The sequence below is a fragment of the Arthrobacter sp. B10-11 genome (assembly GCF_033142195.1).
Lineage (GTDB): Bacteria > Actinomycetota > Actinomycetes > Actinomycetales > Micrococcaceae > Arthrobacter > Arthrobacter oryzae_C.
In genome coordinates this window covers 330,139-345,903 of sequence record NZ_JAWMTH010000006.1, presented here as the reverse complement: position 1 = coordinate 345,903, position 15,765 = coordinate 330,139, and the positions used below count along the sequence as shown (strand labels likewise).

Annotated in this window: 15 protein-coding genes and 1 pseudogene; 8 read left to right on the top strand and 8 right to left on the bottom strand. The window is 67.9% G+C overall.

Annotated features, from left to right (window positions below):
* Window positions 1-227: 227 nt before the first annotated feature.
* The gene (locus RW112_RS18920) at window positions 228-1,478 is read right to left on the bottom strand and encodes a plasmid pRiA4b ORF-3 family protein (protein WP_317783231.1); all 1,251 of its coding nucleotides are present in this window, start codon (window positions 1,476-1,478) and stop codon (window positions 228-230) included.
* Window positions 1,479-1,590: 112 nt separating this feature from the next.
* On the opposite strand from RW112_RS18920, the gene RW112_RS18915 reads away from it, so the two are divergent.
* Both RW112_RS18915 and RW112_RS18910 read left to right on the top strand, forming a co-directional pair.
* Window positions 1,591-1,857 carry a type II toxin-antitoxin system prevent-host-death family antitoxin gene (locus RW112_RS18915; protein WP_317783230.1) on the top strand — a complete coding sequence of 89 codons (267 nt, stop codon included), beginning with the start codon at window positions 1,591-1,593 and terminating at the stop codon, window positions 1,855-1,857.
* 8 nt (window positions 1,858-1,865) lie between these two features.
* Window positions 1,866-2,246, top strand: a complete 381-nt coding sequence (locus RW112_RS18910; RefSeq protein ID WP_317783229.1) for a type II toxin-antitoxin system VapC family toxin — start codon at window positions 1,866-1,868, stop codon at window positions 2,244-2,246.
* Between the two features lie 202 nt (window positions 2,247-2,448).
* Here the strand turns inward: RW112_RS18910 and RW112_RS18905 are convergent, their stop codons facing one another.
* The 6 genes and pseudogenes from RW112_RS18905 to RW112_RS18885 all read right to left on the bottom strand — a co-directional run bounded on the left by RW112_RS18905 (window position 2,449) and on the right by RW112_RS18885 (window position 6,362).
* The gene (locus RW112_RS18905) at window positions 2,449-3,213 is read right to left on the bottom strand and encodes a hypothetical protein (protein ID WP_317783228.1); all 765 of its coding nucleotides are present in this window, start codon (window positions 3,211-3,213) and stop codon (window positions 2,449-2,451) included.
* A 2-nt stretch (window positions 3,214-3,215) separates the two neighbouring features.
* Window positions 3,216-3,479 carry a hypothetical protein gene (locus RW112_RS18900; RefSeq protein WP_317783227.1) on the bottom strand — a complete coding sequence of 88 codons (264 nt, stop codon included), beginning with the start codon at window positions 3,477-3,479 and terminating at the stop codon, window positions 3,216-3,218.
* A 138-nt stretch (window positions 3,480-3,617) separates the two neighbouring features.
* Window positions 3,618-4,616 (bottom strand): aldo/keto reductase family protein, encoded by a 999-nt coding sequence (locus RW112_RS18895; protein ID WP_317783226.1) that lies wholly within the window; start codon window positions 4,614-4,616, stop codon window positions 3,618-3,620.
* Between the two features lie 11 nt (window positions 4,617-4,627).
* Complete coding sequence (locus RW112_RS18890) at window positions 4,628-5,533, bottom strand: substrate-binding domain-containing protein (protein WP_317783225.1); 906 nt, start codon at window positions 5,531-5,533, stop codon at window positions 4,628-4,630.
* A gap of 51 nt (window positions 5,534-5,584) precedes the next feature.
* A pseudogene (locus tag RW112_RS20895) lies at window positions 5,585-5,713 on the bottom strand (LacI family DNA-binding transcriptional regulator); the annotation flags it as partial.
* A gap of 154 nt (window positions 5,714-5,867) precedes the next feature.
* Window positions 5,868-6,362: a hypothetical protein gene (locus RW112_RS18885; RefSeq protein WP_317783224.1), complete on the bottom strand. Its 495-nt coding sequence runs from the start codon at window positions 6,360-6,362 to the stop codon at window positions 5,868-5,870.
* 305 nt (window positions 6,363-6,667) lie between these two features.
* Here RW112_RS18885 and RW112_RS18880 point away from each other — a divergent pair, with 305 nt between their 5' ends.
* Window positions 6,668-7,696: a Gfo/Idh/MocA family oxidoreductase gene (locus RW112_RS18880; protein WP_317783223.1), complete on the top strand. Its 1,029-nt coding sequence runs from the start codon at window positions 6,668-6,670 to the stop codon at window positions 7,694-7,696.
* 6 nt (window positions 7,697-7,702) lie between these two features.
* Here RW112_RS18880 and RW112_RS18875 read toward each other — a convergent pair whose 3' ends face one another.
* Window positions 7,703-9,334, bottom strand: coding sequence for an alkaline phosphatase D family protein (locus RW112_RS18875; RefSeq protein WP_317783222.1), 1,632 nt, complete (start codon window positions 9,332-9,334; stop codon window positions 7,703-7,705).
* A gap of 200 nt (window positions 9,335-9,534) precedes the next feature.
* Between RW112_RS18875 and RW112_RS18870 the strand changes: the two genes are divergently transcribed.
* From RW112_RS18870 to RW112_RS18850, 5 genes are read left to right on the top strand one after another with little or no spacing between them, the layout of a single operon-like run.
* Complete coding sequence (locus tag RW112_RS18870) at window positions 9,535-10,332, top strand: ABC transporter ATP-binding protein (protein WP_317783221.1); 798 nt, start codon at window positions 9,535-9,537, stop codon at window positions 10,330-10,332.
* A complete protein-coding gene (locus RW112_RS18865) occupies window positions 10,329-11,153 on the top strand; it encodes an ABC transporter ATP-binding protein (RefSeq protein WP_317783220.1) in 825 nt (274 codons plus the stop codon). The genes RW112_RS18870 and RW112_RS18865 overlap by 4 nt, the downstream gene beginning before the upstream one ends.
* The gene (locus RW112_RS18860; RefSeq protein WP_317783219.1) at window positions 11,150-12,406 is read left to right on the top strand and encodes an MFS transporter; all 1,257 of its coding nucleotides are present in this window, start codon (window positions 11,150-11,152) and stop codon (window positions 12,404-12,406) included. The genes RW112_RS18865 and RW112_RS18860 overlap by 4 nt, the downstream gene beginning before the upstream one ends.
* 46 nt (window positions 12,407-12,452) lie before the next feature.
* Entirely contained in the window at window positions 12,453-13,985 is a 1,533-nt protein-coding gene (locus tag RW112_RS18855; RefSeq protein WP_317783218.1) for an ABC transporter substrate-binding protein, read from the top strand.
* Between the two features lie 29 nt (window positions 13,986-14,014).
* Window positions 14,015-15,757 carry an ABC transporter permease subunit gene (locus RW112_RS18850; RefSeq protein ID WP_317783217.1) on the top strand — a complete coding sequence of 581 codons (1,743 nt, stop codon included), beginning with the start codon at window positions 14,015-14,017 and terminating at the stop codon, window positions 15,755-15,757.
* The last annotated feature ends 8 nt before the right edge of the window (window positions 15,758-15,765 follow it).

The following is a 15,765-nucleotide window of genomic DNA, read 5'->3' as shown; positions in this document are numbered from 1 at the left end:
AAAAGCGCCGTTTTTCAGGCCATTCAGAAGGGGGTCGGTCGCAATCTTTCCGCATCAGCGGCGGCGACTCGAATTACTTTACACGCCCACAGCACCACACACAAATCCACCCCCACACACCAAAGAAAAGCCCAAAAACCCCGGAACGGCGGTGAATTTGGCCAAGCCAGCCGCCCCACACGGCCAGACGGCCGGCGTCGGACTTTTATGGGGTGGGTCACACCCGGCTATCTGTCCCCCAGCAGCGCCTGTACCTGGAGAAGGAACTTCAGGCCGCCGTCGCTCAGGTCCTGCTCGGCGAGCAGGAAGCGCCGGCCGGGGATCGTCAACTGGAGGCAGTCCAGGGACTGGCGCACCGTCCGGTCGATTTCCCACACCCACTCTTCAGGGATGAGGTCCCCGGATCGCGTCGCGAAGCCGGAAGCCTCGAGTGCGCTGATGATGATCTGGTCGCGGACCGAATAGGCCGGCGCAAACCCCTGGACCCGCCAGTGCGCCGCAAGCCGGGTCATAAGCTTCACAGCCTGGTGCTTCGGTGCTCCGGTCGTCTTCACCATGTAGTCCCAGAGGGCGTCCCGATTCTCCAGCCCGATCTTTCCCATCGGCCCCAGCACCATTCTGCCGTCCCGCTTGCGCAGCAGCTTCCAGTCCAGCAGGTGCTGTCGGAGGTTGAGGACGTCGTGGGCGTTGAGTTCGCGGTTGCCCTTGCCCATGATTTCGTCGTACCAGCCAAGCTCATCCAGCGTTCGCCGGACCATCGCCGGCTTCAGGTAGCCGTCCTTCGTCAGCTCCATCCCCTTCCCTGCCGAGTTTTCCAGGAACCACATGATGGGCCGGAGAACCGCGTCCCGCTCGGCCGGGGTGACGGGCAGCGGCCATAGCTGCAGGCTGAGCCTGCCGAGCTTCCGGTTGACGGCGTCGACGTCGAAGGCTCCGACGTCGAACGCCCCGGCGCTATGACCGGTAATCTCCGAATACCAGGTGGCGGCCTCATAAAACTCCGGGTGTTTCTGATTCGCGAGAACTTCCGCGAGACGCCGGTAACCGTCTGGGCCACCGGAGTCCTCCACGGGACCGCGGTTGGCTCCCTCCGCACACGTCATGGTCCCCTCCGGGCACAGCCCGGACCCTACAAGCTCCACTGTGTGCGTCCAGGAGTCGCCAAAGTCGTATTCGTACTCGAATAGGGCCGGTCCTGTCTCCTGCGCATCCAACAGTTCAAAGAGCACGACGCCGGAGGCCGACTCCGCGTCAACGTCGCCAGCCGCTTCGTCCGGGCCAACAATCACGCGCGGTTCGCCGTGACGGTCGCGGCACCGGATGCCGTACAGGTGGCGGTTCTGCCACCCGAAGGCGCACTGGACGGCCTCGTGGAACTGCGGCACGGTGATTGTTTCCGGGAGGATGAGCCGCCGCCAAATCTCGGGCTCGGTGTCCGCGATGCTGATGCGCAGGTCAAAGGCAGGGACGTTCTGCATAGAAGCGATCGTTCCAGACGGACATGCGAGCTCTGGCACGAGTTACGAAATCACCGCCGCCGGGCCCTTCCTCCGCCGACAAGCCATTGCTACGATTGCTACGGAGGCTCATATGACAACAATCCCGCACCGCGAACTGCGCAACCAGAGCAGCAAGATCCTGGAGCGCGTGAAAAACGGGGAAATTATTGACGTGACGAATAACGGGGAGATCGCAGCCACCCTGATCCCGCCGTCGGCCTCCCCCTTCGAGCGGCTCCTTTTGGCGGGCCAAGTCAAGCCGGCTTCCACCGCCGTCGTCGATTTTCAAGCCCTGTCACGTGTAGCTTCAACGAACAGCACGGCGGAAATCCTGGCCGACCTTCGCGGGGATCGTTGATCATCTACGTGGACACGTCGGCAGTCCTAAAGCTGGTGATCGAGGAGAAAGAGTCCTCCTCCGCGGCAGAGTATCTCTCCACGGCCGCCGGCCGGGGCGACCAGCTTGTGGCTTCCATGCTCCTCTACACAGAGCTTCACTGCGCGGCGCACCGGCGCCGACTCCAGGGCGAGCTCGTCAATTCCGTATTGGGGGCAATCAATCTGCTGGACGTGGCCCGCTCGGACCTCATGTACGCGGCCGCGCTGCCCGGACGGCTGCGCAGCGCAGATGCCATTCACCTGGCGGCGGCAATCCGGCTCCAGGCCGACGTCCTGGTTGCCTATGACGCTGAACTGCTTGCGGCCGCTGTGGACGCCGGCCTCAATATCCTGTCCCCGGGTCCCTGAACGTCGGCCCGCATCATGACGCAGTACCCCGAGCCGCCCACGGTGCCGGCCGCTCCCGCCAGAAAAGATGACAGTGCCGGACGCTGAGCCGCCCGGACACCTCCAGCATTGTTGCAGACCCAAGCGACAAACTCGTTCTCCGTCGCTGTACCAGCGGAAAAATGACGTACGACGCCGGACGGCCGGCTTACGCTGCCGGAAGCTACTCCGCGCGAAGCCCGTCGAAGTCCGCCGGAGCGGCCAGTCCGGCCGAGCTGAACCATTCCGTGGCCCACGCCTGGACCGACGGCAGCGCGAGTTGCTCGGCCACGAGTTCCGGCGGCCCGTCGAACACCGACTTTCCCTCCTCCAGGTACTCACCGGTGCCGCTCTCGGCGAGCAGCTCGAAGAGTGCAGGCTGGTCCACAAAGGGGAGCTTCCCGCCGTCGCCGTCTGTCAGCACGCCCCAGCGGGAGGTGAACAGCGAAAAGTCACCCGGACGCTCGGCGTCCTGGACGGCTCCTTCGAGCGCAAGCGGGCAGGCGCCGCCGTCGAGCTCTATCCGCCGGTAGTTTGGCTCCGTGTGGTCCAGGGCCAGCAGTTGGAGCTCATCCAGCCACGAAACCCACACCGCGGTGCGCTCCCCCGGCCGGGGATACGGGGCGGCGGCGATGTAGCCGGCCCTGCTCACGTGCGCGGAGTGGCCGACGGCGATGTTGCTGAGCTGTCCGCGGAGCAGCGGCAGGACCGGGCTGACGGGCTGGTGGTAGGCGGCGAACTTTCCCCGCATCACGTGGGTGCTGGCATTCGAGCCGATGGAGACCACCAGGGAGCGGGACTCCAGCGGTGCCGCGCTGGCTGCCGCGAGCGCTTCGTCCAGGCCGGCCAGTTCAAGAGGCTGGAAACCGCTACCGTCCATGAGGCCCGAGGCTGCGGGCGGATCCCACGGATAGAACAGCGGATCGAGCCGGCTGGCGGGCTCCGTCACGGTCAGTCACCCATGCCAGGATGAACCGGCACAAAGTCGATTTTGTTGCCGGCGACGGTTTTCTTCGGCGACCGCGAGAACCCCTTCGCATCCAGGTGGTTCTGCGCGCGGAATTCGGCCAGGGCGTCGTCGTAGGCTTTGTTGAGCCTGCCGCCGGAGAGCTCCTCCGTGGTGCCGTCGGCAAAGGTGATGGCGATCCGGACGCTTTCCGGGAAGTGCCGGTTCATCCGGATGAAGCCGTCGGCGTCCTGCTGGAGAGCGATCAAAGTGTGGTCCGCCTTCGTGAGTGGTGTGACTTCCAGTGTCCCGCACTTTGGGGTGCCGTGGGGGCGGGCCCGGGGCGAAAGAGTCCGACGGCGGCACGGACGGTCCCGGCCGAGGGAATGATTTTCGCTGCAGCGCCACTAGACCCGCTGGGGGAAGGACTCCACCTTGGCAGGATCGCGCTCCACGACGTCACCCAAGGCGCCGTCGATCAGTTCGAGCGTCTCGCTATCAAGGACCAACTCGGCAGCGTTGACCGTGTCTACGAGCTGTTCGGGCCGGCTGGCGCCGACGATCGCCGCGGAGACGTTGGGGTTTGCCAGGACCCAGGCCACGGCCAGGGTTGCCAGGGGGACGTCCAGACCGGCGGCGATAGGCTGAAGCTTATCGACGGCCTCCAGGACCTCCGGCTTCATGAACCTGTGCTCAGTCTTCAGCGTCCCGTCACCATCACTGAAGCGGGACGATGACGGCACGGCCCGGCCGCCGTCGTACTTTCCACTAAGCACACCCTGGGCCAGCGGTGACCAGCACACCTGGGTGATCCCGAGCTCTTCGCAGGCCGGCACTACTTCCGCTTCGATGACGCGCCACAGCATGTTGTATTGCGGCTGGCTTGAAACGAGCTGGATACCCAGCTCGGCTGCCAGCGCGGCACCGGCGCGGATTTCCTTTACTTTCCATTCGGATACGCCAATATAGTGGGCTTTGCCGGCCCGCACGATGTCCGCGAAGGCGCCCATCGTTTCTTCCAGCGGGGTTTCGTAGTCGTAGCGGTGCGCCTGGTAGACATCCACATAGTCCATCTGGAGACGGCGCAGGGACCCGTTGATGGATTCCATCACGTGCTTGCGGGACAGCCCGCGGTCGTTCATGCCGGGGCCAGTGGGGAAGAACGCCTTGGTCATCACCTCGATGCCCTCCCGGCGGACGCCTTTGAGGGCTTCGCCGAGCATCGTTTCAGCTTTAGTCCCCGCGTAGGCATCAGCCGTGTCGAAGGTGGTGATGCCCAGGTCCAGGGCCTTTTGCACGCATGCGGTGGCAACGTCCTGGTCCACGGTTTCGCCGTGGGTGGCCCAGTTTCCCAGGGCAATGGCACTTACGTACATGCCGCTGTTGCCGAGTTTGCGGTATTGCATGAAGTTTCCTTTCAGAGGTGACCGGAGTGACCGGCAGAATCCCGGGAGTCCGGGCCAACAGGTGTGGTGCGCAGGGCACGGGGTGGTGCGGTACTCTCGCGGACAACAAGCCTGGCGGGCCGGCTAAGGGCCCTGGGCACGCTGCCGTCCAAGGCGTCCAAGGCGTCCAAGGCGTCCAGGAGGATCCCGGCGACGTCCCGGCCCTGTTCGGCCACCGCGTGGTCCATGGTGGTCAGGCCCACCACGTCGCACAGTTCGTGGTTGTCAAAGCCCAGCACGGAGAAGTCCCGGGGAACGTCCAAGCCTGCCTGGCGGAGAACCTTGAGGACACCGAAGGCCATCTCGTCGGATGCTACGAATGCCGCGGTGGGCGCATGTTCCGCGACGAGCAGCCGGGACATGGCAGCCGCGCCACCCGCGACGCTGTTTTCATCGAATTCTTCAAGGAGGTCGCCCCCGGCCAGCCCGGCCTCGCCCAGGGCATCCCGGTAGCCCATGAGCCGTTGAAGAGGCGGCACGCCGCCCAAGTTACTGCCGTCCTCAGCGCGGATACCGATGAACGCTACCCGCTGGTGACCGAGATTCAACAAGTGCCTCACAGCAGCCCGCCCGGCCCCACGGTTGTCCACGTTCACGGATCCGACACCCGGTGACTCGGCTCCGAGCAAAGCGACCCTCTGGCCCTGCGAAGCGAGCGATTCCAGTTCCTCCCGGCTCGGCTGCAGGGCCATGATGATCACCCCGTCCGTGCGACCGTGCAGATGGACGCTGCCAAAGAACCTCTGCCGCTGTTCGGCCGTGGCCAGCTCATAAAGGAGCACATCGAATCCGGCTTGCCGGAGCCTTTGCGTTGCCTCACCGATGACTTTTCCGAAAAACCACTTGGCTAGCACCGGCACCACGATGCCTACGGTCATGGTCCTCCCCGTTGCAAGGCGGGAGGCGGCAGGGGATGCCGCGTAGCCTAACGCATCGGCGGCATCCTGCACGCGCTTGCGTGTGGCTGCCGAAACGCCGGGAATTGAACGCAGCGCTCGGGATACCGTGGAAACCGAAACACCTGCTTGCTCCGCAACCGCTTCAACACTAACCAACATGCTGTCCATGCTAGACATCCTTGCGTTCATTTTGCAAGCGCTTGCATCACGGTGGACTGCTCAGGTTAAACAACCCAAGGCCCGGTTGGGGGAACCGGGCCTTGGGCGTTCCAGGGGCGGGCCCGCCAGGACCCGCCCCCCTCGGTGATGGGCGTCAGTTCGTCATTGAAGTGACGCCGCTGTGGTACCAGCCGGTGTACGGCGACCAGACGCCGTTGCTGCCTTCCTGGAAGCGGACCTTCTGGTAGACCTCCTCGTTCCCGATCTCGCCGTCCACCAGGGTTCGGACGTTGGAAATGGTCACGGCTCCGCTGTACTGGTTCAGGTGACGGCTGAAGTACGAGGTGCCCAGGTGGTCGTCACCGTTGGGCCAGTCGTCTTCCTCCCACCGCTCCTGCGTGATGTTGATGTAGCGGTCGGTGTTGCAGTACACCCGGATCCGGTAGTCCACCAGTTTCTGGCCCGACGAGTTGTGGCCGGCGAACACCGGGGACAGCGGGGTCACCGAGCAGGCGTAGCTGGTTCCGGCCGCCTGCGCCGGGGCGGCCAGCGCGAACGGCGCCGCCACCGCCCCGAGCCCGATGGCGGTCAACAGGGCCACCTTGCGGCGGACGGTGTGCGGCTTCTTGGTGCTTGATGTGTGGGACATGGAAGTGCTCCTGAGGGGACATGATGCGGTGTGGGTGGGGTGCGTTGCCCGGCGACTCCGGGCGGTGGATTGAGCCTTCGGATTGAGGCTCCGGATCCGCCGGGATTCCCGCGCGTTCCGATGTATCCATGGTGACTCCGGGCACCCCTCCCCCACTTCCGTGCTAGCACGGTTTCTACCCGCCGGTACGGAACCGCGCCTGGCAGGGAGACCACACCCCTCCCATATTCACGCAGTTTGTTCTAACATAAGGACAAACTTAGGTACGTATGAATGAACACCCTCACGGGGACGAAGGAGATCTTGTGAAACTTGGACTTGTTGGATTCGGCTTTGGCGGCCGGGTCTTCCACGCACCGTTCATCACGGCCGCGGACGGGGTGGAACTCGCAGGCATTGTCACCCGCTCCCCCGTCCGCCGCGCGGAGGCAGCGGACGAATACCCGGACGTCCCGCTCTACGATTCCCTCACCGACCTGCTGGCAGCCGGTGTGGATGCGGTGGTCATCACCACGCCGCCGGAGACGCGCCGCGAGCTCGTCCTGGAAGCCATCAAGGCCGGCGTCCACGTGGTGGCGGACAAGCCCTTCGCCCCGAATGCGGAGGTGGGCCGCGAGCTGGTGAAGGCTGCTGCCGACGCCGGCGTCATCCTCAATGTCTTCCATAACCGCCGGTGGGACACGGACATCCGCACGCTGCGCTCGGTGCTGGAGTCCGGCGCGGTGGGTCAGGTGGCGCGCTTTGAGTCCCGCTTCGACCTGGACCAGCCGGACACCCTCGAGGCCGGGCCGGCGGGCGGACTGCTGCGCGACCTCGGCAGCCACCTGGTGGACCAGGCACTGTGGCTGTTCGGCCCCGCGGCCAGCGTGTACGCCACCCTCGACTGGGTTAACCTCGACGCCGGCCGCACCGACTCCGGCTTCTTCGTGACGATTGCGCACCGGAGCGGGGTGAAGTCGCACGTCTCCGCCACCAAGAGCAACCGGCTGGTCGCGCGGGAACTGCGCCTGCTCGGCTCCGAGGGAAGCTACGTCTCGCAGCAGGCCGACGTGCAGGCCAACGCCGCGATTGCGGGCCGGCGCCCGGCGGAGGACCCCGCCGGCTGGGGCTACGAGGAAGAGTCACGCTGGGGAACACTCACGACGGCGGCCGGCGCCACGCGCGTGCCGTCCGAGCAGGGCGCGTACCACCGGTACTACGAGCAGTTCGCGCTGGCCGTCGCCGGCAAGGGACCCGAGCCGGTCCCCGGCGCCGAAGCTGTCCACACGCTCGAGGTCCTGGACGCCGCCCGGCTCAGCGACGCCGAGCGCCGCTCCGTGGACATCGAGGGCTGAGCGCCGCTACCGCACCGGCTGCAGCTCCTTGCTCCAGAGCACGGTGCCGTTGGCGTTGCGGAGGCTGACGGTGAAGACGTCGTCCTCGTTCAGGTCCACGTGGCCGAAGAACTGGTTCTCGCCCGTGCGCGGGGACTGGTTGGGGTAGGCGCCCGTCTTGTAAAAGGCGACTTCGGGCCCGAACGTGCCGTCCAGTTCCCCGGGACCGAAGCTGCCGGCGTTGATGGGGCCGGCCACGAATTCCCAGAAGGGGTCGAAGTCGGTGAAGCCTGCGCGCTCGGGTGAGTAGTGGTGGGCGGCGCAGTAGTGGACGTCGGCGGTGAGCCACACCACGTTTTTAACCCGGTTGCGCTTCAATGCGGAGAGCACGCCGGCGATCTCGAGTTCCTTGCCCAAGGGGGCGCCGGGGTCGCGGTTGGCGAGGGATTCCTGGTTGACGGGGCCGTCGGGGACGATCAGGCCGAGCGGGAGGTCGGCGGAGATGACCTTCCAGGTGGCCTTGGACTTGCTGACTTCGCGGATGAGCCAGTCGGTTTGCTCCTGGCCCAGGATGTGGGTGAGGCTCGTTTCCTTGCCGTCGGTGTTGAGGTCCTTGAACGTGCGCATGTCCAGGCAGAAGATGTCCAGCTGGGGTCCGCGGGAGATTTTGCGGTAGATGCGGGCGGGTTCGAAGCCGGTGCTGCCGTCGCCGATGCGGGTGCTGAGGCCGGAGATTGGCTGATATTCCTGCCAGGCCTGGCGGCCGCGGGCGGCGAGCACGTCCACACGGCGTTCGGTGTAGCGGGCGTCGGTGAGGATCTCCCCCGGGTACCAGTTGTTGGTGGTTTCGTGGTCGTCCCACTGGGCGATCACCGGGACCTCGGCATACATGGCGCGGACATTCCGGTCCATGAGGTTGTAGCGGTGCCGGCCGCGGTATTCGTTGAGGGTTTCGGCCACCTTGGACACTTCCTCGGTGACCAGGTTGCGCCAGATCTGCCCGTCCCGCTCGGTGACCTGCGCGGCGATGGGACCGTCGGCGTAGACGGTGTCGCCGGAGTGGATGAAGAAGTCGGGTTTGGTGGCGTGCATGGCAGCGTAGCCGCGCATGCCGCCGATCTCCTCGTTGATGCCCCAGCCCTGGCCGGCGGTGTCGCCGGTCCAGACGAAGCTCTGTTTGCGAGGCGCGCGGCCGCTGCTGATGAGTCCGGTGCCGGGCGCAGTGCTGAAGGAGCCCTGCGCGGTTTCGCCCGCGTTGCCGTCGGCGTCCTCGAAGTGCAGGGTGAGCGCGAACCGGGTGCCGGACGGGAGGTGCTCGGCGTTGATCCGGGAGGTGAAGTCGGTGGCTTCGCTGGCGGCGCTTCCCCGCAGCACACGCTGGAACGCGCGGCCGCCGCTGAGCGGGGCGCCGTCCTCGTCCACGGCGAGCAGGTTGGCCACCAGCCGGCCGGGTCCCGACGCGCGGGACCACAGCACGCCGGAATCGGCGGTGACATCGCCGGTGGCGATGCCGGACGGAAGGGTGAGGCGGTTGCGGACCAGCGCGACGCCGGCCGGGCTGGTGGCGTGGGCGGTAGCTGCAGCGGCGGGTACGACGGCGGCAGCACCGGCAGCGGCCAGCGCACCTTTGAGGACATTTCGGCGAGTGAAAGCAGTCATGTTGCTAATGGTTTCCGGAGTGCATGAACCGGGGGTGGCGGGGGTGTTAATGGGCCGTTGATCGCGGCTGTCGGGATGCCGGCGGTTGAGGCTTGCATCGGGGCGGCAGCCTGCAACAACGGGATGCGATTGCTTAATTGCGAATGATTATTGATAGCATCAAGCCCATTCCCCTAGCCCGTTCCCCTGAAAGTTGGCACATGACTCCCGCTCTCACGGTCCGGGGCCTGACAGTCGCCCTCCACGGCCGCCCCTTGGTTGACGGGCTCACCTTTGACCTCGCCCCGGGCGAGAAGGTTGCCCTGCTGGGTGCCTCCGGCTCCGGAAAATCGCTGACCGCCGCCGCCGTGCTCGGAGCGCTTCCCGCCACGATGGACGCCTCGGGCGAACTGCAGCTGGATGGCAGGGCCCTGCCCCTGATGCGGAAGGGGGTCGGATCCGCAGTGCGCGCGGCGAGAGGAATCGCCGCGGTGCACCAGGACCCGACGACCGCCCTCAACCCCTTGGTGCCGTTGGGGAAGCAGTTGGCGATTCCGCTGCGCCGGGAGGGACACCCGGCGTCGGCGGCACGCGAACTCGCCGCAGGCCTGCTCGCGGCAGTGGGCATCGCGGACCCTGTCCGGGTCCTGGCCGGCTACAGCGGCGAGTTGTCCGGAGGGGAGCTGCAACGGGTCTGCATTGCCCTGGCCTTGGCCTGCTGCCCCCGCGTCCTTGTTGCCGACGAGCCCACCACTGCCTTGGACATGGTGAACCAGGCCAAGGTCCTGGATGTCCTGGCGCAGCCCTCCGCCCAGGGCCACGCCACCCTGTTCATCACCCACGACCTCGCTGTGGCGCAGGTCCTGTGCAGCCGGGCGCTGGTCCTGTGCGCCGGCCGCATCGTCGAACAAGGCCCTTTGGACACCCTTCTCTCGCGGCCCGCGCATCCCTATACGGCCCGGCTCGTTGAAGCTGCCCGCGCCGTCCTTCCCTCTGCCGAACCGGGACTGACGGCATGAGCATCGACCACGGCGTGGTCCTGATCGCCCGCAACCTCTCGCACAGCTACCGCGGCCACCTGGGCCCCGGCCAGCGAGGCCTCGGCGCACGACGGCGGGTCCGGCCGGCCCTGAATGACGTCTCCCTGGCCGTGCCGTCAGGCAGCAGCATCGGGCTCGTGGGCAGCTCCGGAGCGGGAAAATCCACCCTGCTGCGCACCTTGCTGGCACTGGAAAAACCCGGTAACGGCACCGTGGAAATAGCCGGCTGCCCTGTACGTCCCGGCTCCGCGTCCAGCCTGCGCTGGTACCGCCGGCTGGTGCAATACGTGCCGCAGAACCCCGCGGGAAGCCTGGATCCGCGGATGAACGTGGAGGATCTGCTGACCGAACCGCTCAGGCAGCTCTGCGTGGACGGGCACCATGCCGTCATGATCCGGACGGCCTTGGAAAGGGTCGGCCTGGACGACTCACTGCTCCGGCGCAGGCCCGCCGAACTTTCCGGCGGCCAGAACCAGCGCGTGGCCATCGCCCGGGCCCTGGTGCCCGCTCCGCAGATCCTGCTCGCCGACGAGCCCGTCAGCGGCCTCGACCTTCCCCTGCGGAACTCGGCCCTGTCGCTCCTCCGGGAGCTGGTCCACCGGGACGGGCTGGGTCTCCTGTTCGTGTCCCACGACCTCTCCGCCGTCGCCGGCCTCTGCTCCCGCACCGTGGTGCTCGCGGCGGGACGGATCGTGGAGCAGGGCCCCACCCGGGAGCTGTTTTCCGCGCCGCAGCATCCCTGCACGCGTGAACTCATCGAATCCATCCCGGGACCGGTCCGGACGCTGGAAACCGCATGACCACCGCCACCGCACCCGCCGCTGCCCGGACCGTTAGTCCGCGGCTCCTCCTGTCCAGCCAGCTCATCTTCAACATTGGCTTCTACTCCGTGATCCCCTTCCTGGCGGTCGCCATGCGTGAGGACTTCGCCATGGGCACGACGGCGGTGGGAATCGTGCTGGGTGCCCGCACGTTCGCCCAGCAGGGGATGTTCCTGGCCGGCGGAGCGATTGCGGACGGGTGGGGACCGCGCTGTGCCATGGTCACCGGCTGCCTGGTCCGCGTCACCGGGTACCTGCTCCTCGCTGCGGCGGCCGACTTCCCGCTGTTCCTCCTGGGCGCCATCGTCACGGGCATCGGCGGAGCGCTCTTCTCCCCGGCGCTGGAGAGCCTGCTGGGGCAAGCGGAAGCACGCCGCGAAGCAGGCGCCGGCAACAGGCCCACGCTCTTTGCCTCGCTGGTGATCTTCGGCGAGATCGGCGCGGTGGCCGGTCCACTGGCGGGCGTGCTCCTGCTGGGGATCGGCTTCGATGCCGCCCTCTACCTCGGTGCAGGCATTTTCACCGTGATGGCGTGGGTGTTCTGGCGCCAGGTCCCGGCCACGCAGGAGCCGCTGGCACTTCAGGGGCCGGTGGACCGTCCGCACCCCTGGCAAAGCGTGAAGGACAAGCGCTTCATCGGGTTTGCAGCCTTCTACAGCGTCAACCTGCTGGCCCACAACCAGCTCTACTTCGGCCTGCCCCTTGAGCTGGAACGCAGCGGCCTGGGGGCCGGTCCGCTCGGCGCCCTCTTCGCCTTCGCGTCGATCCTCACCGTCTGCCTGCAGTGGCCCGTCGCGAAGCTCACGGGCCGCGTGTCCCCGAAGTCGGCATTCTCAGCGGGCTTCGCCATCCAGGGGGCCGGCTTCGCCGCCGTCGCCGTCCTGGCCGTCTCCCCGCCGGCGGACGGACTCGAGGCGATTCCCGCCGTCGTGCTCGTCACTGCACTGTGCCTCGGCCACATGGTCGTGGGGCCCACCGCCATGGCGCTGGTCCTGGAGTTCGCGGGCGACCGCCCGACGGGCGCCTTCTACGGACTCCTCGCCGGTTGCGGCGGGGTGATGGCCCTCATCGGCAACATCGCCCTGGGACCGCTGTACGAATCGGCCCTCCAACCGTCGCCGTCGGCCTCCGCACCCTGGCTGTTCACGGCGCTCCTTGCAGCTGCCGCAGCGGCAGGGATCCGCCGCTGCCTGCCAGCCGGCCCGACGGCGGATGCCGCCCCGCGCGCCTAGCCCACCTCATCTGCTCCACCCGACAAACCAGAAGGAAAAACACGCCATGCCGCGTCCACGCGCCACAAGACTCCTGTCCGTTCTCTGCGCCACGGCCCTCTCGGCCAGCCTGAGCGGCTGTTTCGCCGCCAGCGGCGCCACGGATCCGTCAACCACCGGTGCCGGCGAGCGCATCAGGGTGGCCATGCTCCAGCCGCCCCGCTCGGGCCTGACACCGCTAAGCGACGACGCTTTCAAGCTCTCCCGCTGGAACACCGCGGAAACCCTCGTGGTCCTGGACAGCCTGGGCGATGCGCAGCCGTCGCTGTCGACCGGGTGGAAGCAGCTGGACGGCAGGAACTGGCGCTTCGAACTGCGGCAGGGGGTGTCGTTCCACGACGGCACTGCCCTGACCGCCGCCCAGGTGGCGGCGTCCCTGACGGCGGCCGCCCAGGCCAGCCCGAAACCGCGGATTCTCGACGGCGTCCAGCTGACCGTCCGCGCTGACGGGGCCAATGCCGTCGTGGTCACCACTGAAGCCGACGACCCCCTGGTCCCGCAGCGGCTCTCCAGTCCGCAGCTGTCCATCCTTGCGGCGTCGGCGTACAAGCCGGGCGGCGTGGTCAACCCGATCAACGCCGGCACGGGACCCTACACGCTCGCGGAGGTGAACGGCACCAGCTCCGCCACGCTCAACCGCTTCGACGGGTACTGGGGCGAAAAAGCGGCGAGCAGCGGCGTGGACGTCCAGTTCGTCCCCGACGGCACCGCCCGCGCGGCTGCCCTCCGGACGGGGGCTGCGGACCTCGTCGAAGCAATCCCCGTGGGCCAGGTGGCCCAGATCGGCCCGGAACTGGTCCATGAGGTTCCCATGCCCCGGACCAATACGCTGTACCTCAACAGCACCACCGGGCCGTTCGCCGATCCGGGCGTCCGGGCTGCCGCCCGCGAGGCGATTGACCGGGCGGCGATTGTGGAGCGAGTCTACGAGGGCCGCGCCAACGTGGCCGAAGGACTGCTGGGGCCGGCCCTGCCCTGGGCGGCCGATGAGCGCAAGAACCCGTCCCACAGCGAGGTCCTGGCAGGCCGCCGCAAGCCGGCGCCCGTCAATGGCGTCCGTATCTCGCTGGGGACCTTCACCGACCGGGCCGAGCTGCCCGAGGTGGCCGTCCAGCTTGAACAGCAGCTGGAAGCGGCGGGGTTCACCGTGGAACAGGACGTCCGCGAATACGCCCACATCGAATCAGACGCCCTGGCCGGAAAGTTCGATGCCTTCATCCTCTCCCGCGCCACCGTGCTGGACTCGGGCGACCCCGTGGCGTACATGGTCAGCGATTTCTCCTGCAAGGGATCTTTTAACATCGCGCAGTTCTGCGACCCGGCGGTGGACTCGGCGCTGGTCCGGGCCGCCGCGATCCCGGCCGGCCCCGAACGCCGGGCGGCGATCGGCATTGCCGAAGCGCTGATCCTGGCCAGCGACGTTGCCGTTCCGCTGCTGCACGAACGGGTCATCCAGGGCGAATCGGCACGGGTCCGCGGCGTGGAACGCGATCCGCGCGAACGCGCCCTGATCACCGGCCGGACGGAGATCTCCGGCTGATGCTGTCCCCCGCTTTCTGGAAACCCGCCGTGTCGCGCACAGTGGCCTTCGGCGCCGTCGTGGTGCTGATCGGCATGCTGCCGTGGCTTTCCGGGCAGAGCCCTGAGTACACCATCCTCCGCGCACGGTACGCGGACCGGGAGGCGACGCCGGAGGCCCTGGCGATGATCCGGGCCGAACTTGGACTGGACCGCGGGCCGCTGCACACCTTCCTGGCGTGGGCCGGCGGGGCGATCCAAGGCGATCTGGGCAACTCGTGGGTCACCAACACGCCGGTGGGTCCCGGCATGCTCTCGGGCCTGGCGGTTTCCCTCACACTGATGGGGTTTGCCGTGGCCGCGGCCGCGCTGACTGCCGCGTGCGTTTGCGTGCCGGACGTCATCCGGGGCCTCCGGGGTGTTCCGGCGCGCGGATCCGGGATGGCGGCGGCCGCCCTGACTGCCGTGCCTGAGTTCCTGCTCGCCGCGATGCTGCTGGTGACCGGCGCGGTGTGGCTCGGCTGGTTCCCGCCATACGGCTGGGACGGCGCCCACTCCGCCGTCCTGCCCGCCCTGTCAATGGGCTTGCCGGCGGGCGCGTTGATCGGACGGTTGCTCTCCGACGCGGTCAGCGAGGCCTTCGCCGAGAAATGGGTGGCCACGTGGACCATGGCGGGTGCCGGCGGAGGCCACGTGGCAGCGGCGGTGTTCCGGCGCGCCCTGCCGTCCGTCACGGGCCAGATCGCCCTGGTGCTGGTGGGGCTGACGGGCGGGGCCGTGGCGGTGGAAGAGGTATTTGCGATTCCCGGGCTGGGCAGGGCCGTGCTCGGTGCTGCGAGCGCGCAGGACATCCCGGCGCTCCAGTCGGGGGTCCTGGCGCTGCTGGGCCTTGCAGTGGCGGTCGGTGCAGCTGGCAGCGCGGCCCGCCGTTTGCTGCTGGGCCCGGCCCTCCGCTCGGGAACCGTTCCGGTTCCCGGGATTCGGCGGGCATCACGACGGCGGGACGCTGCGGTGCCGCTGGCCGCCGCCGGGTTGCTGGCGGTCATCGTGGTGGCGGGCCTGGTCCGTGATCCGTTCACGTCCGGGCATGCGCGGCTGGCCGCGCCGAGCCTACTGTTGCCGTTCGGTGCTGACGCCAGCGGCCGTGACCTGCTGGCCCGCGTTGGCCACGGGGCGGTGGCCACACTGGGAACGGCGCTGCTGGTGGCCGTCGCTTGCCTGGCCATCGGCCTGGTGATCGGGCTGTTCCCGTTGGCCGCAACGGGTCCGGTGGAGGTTGCCAATGCGGCGCCGCCGATCCTTGCCGGCCTCATCATTGCCGTGATCACCGGGCCGTCCGCGCACGGTGCAGCCATGGCGGTGACCGTTGCCAGCTGGGCTCCACTGGCTGCGCACACAGCAGCCCTGGTGCAGGAGGCCAGGGCGCGCCCGTACGTCCGGATCCTGCCCATGCTGGGGGTGGGCAGGATCCGGGTCCTGTGGCGTTACGTCCTGCCCAGCGTGCTGGCCCCGGTATTCAGGCATGCCATGCTGCGTGTTCCCGGCGTCGCCCTGGCCCTGGCTGCCCTGGGCTTCCTGGGACTGGGCCCGCGGCCTCCGGCCCCCGAGTGGGGGCTGGTGCTGGCCGAGGGCATCAACTACGTTGAGCGGGCGCCGTGGGCCGTCGCGGCGCCCTCGTCGGCGCTGGTCCTGGCGTCGGTCCTTGCTGTTTCGCTGGCGGGCCTCGGCTGGCCGGCGTCCCGGCGGCGGCCGGTGGTTGAGCCTGCGCCGGTGGTTGGGCATGCCGGTGGTTGAGCCTGCCG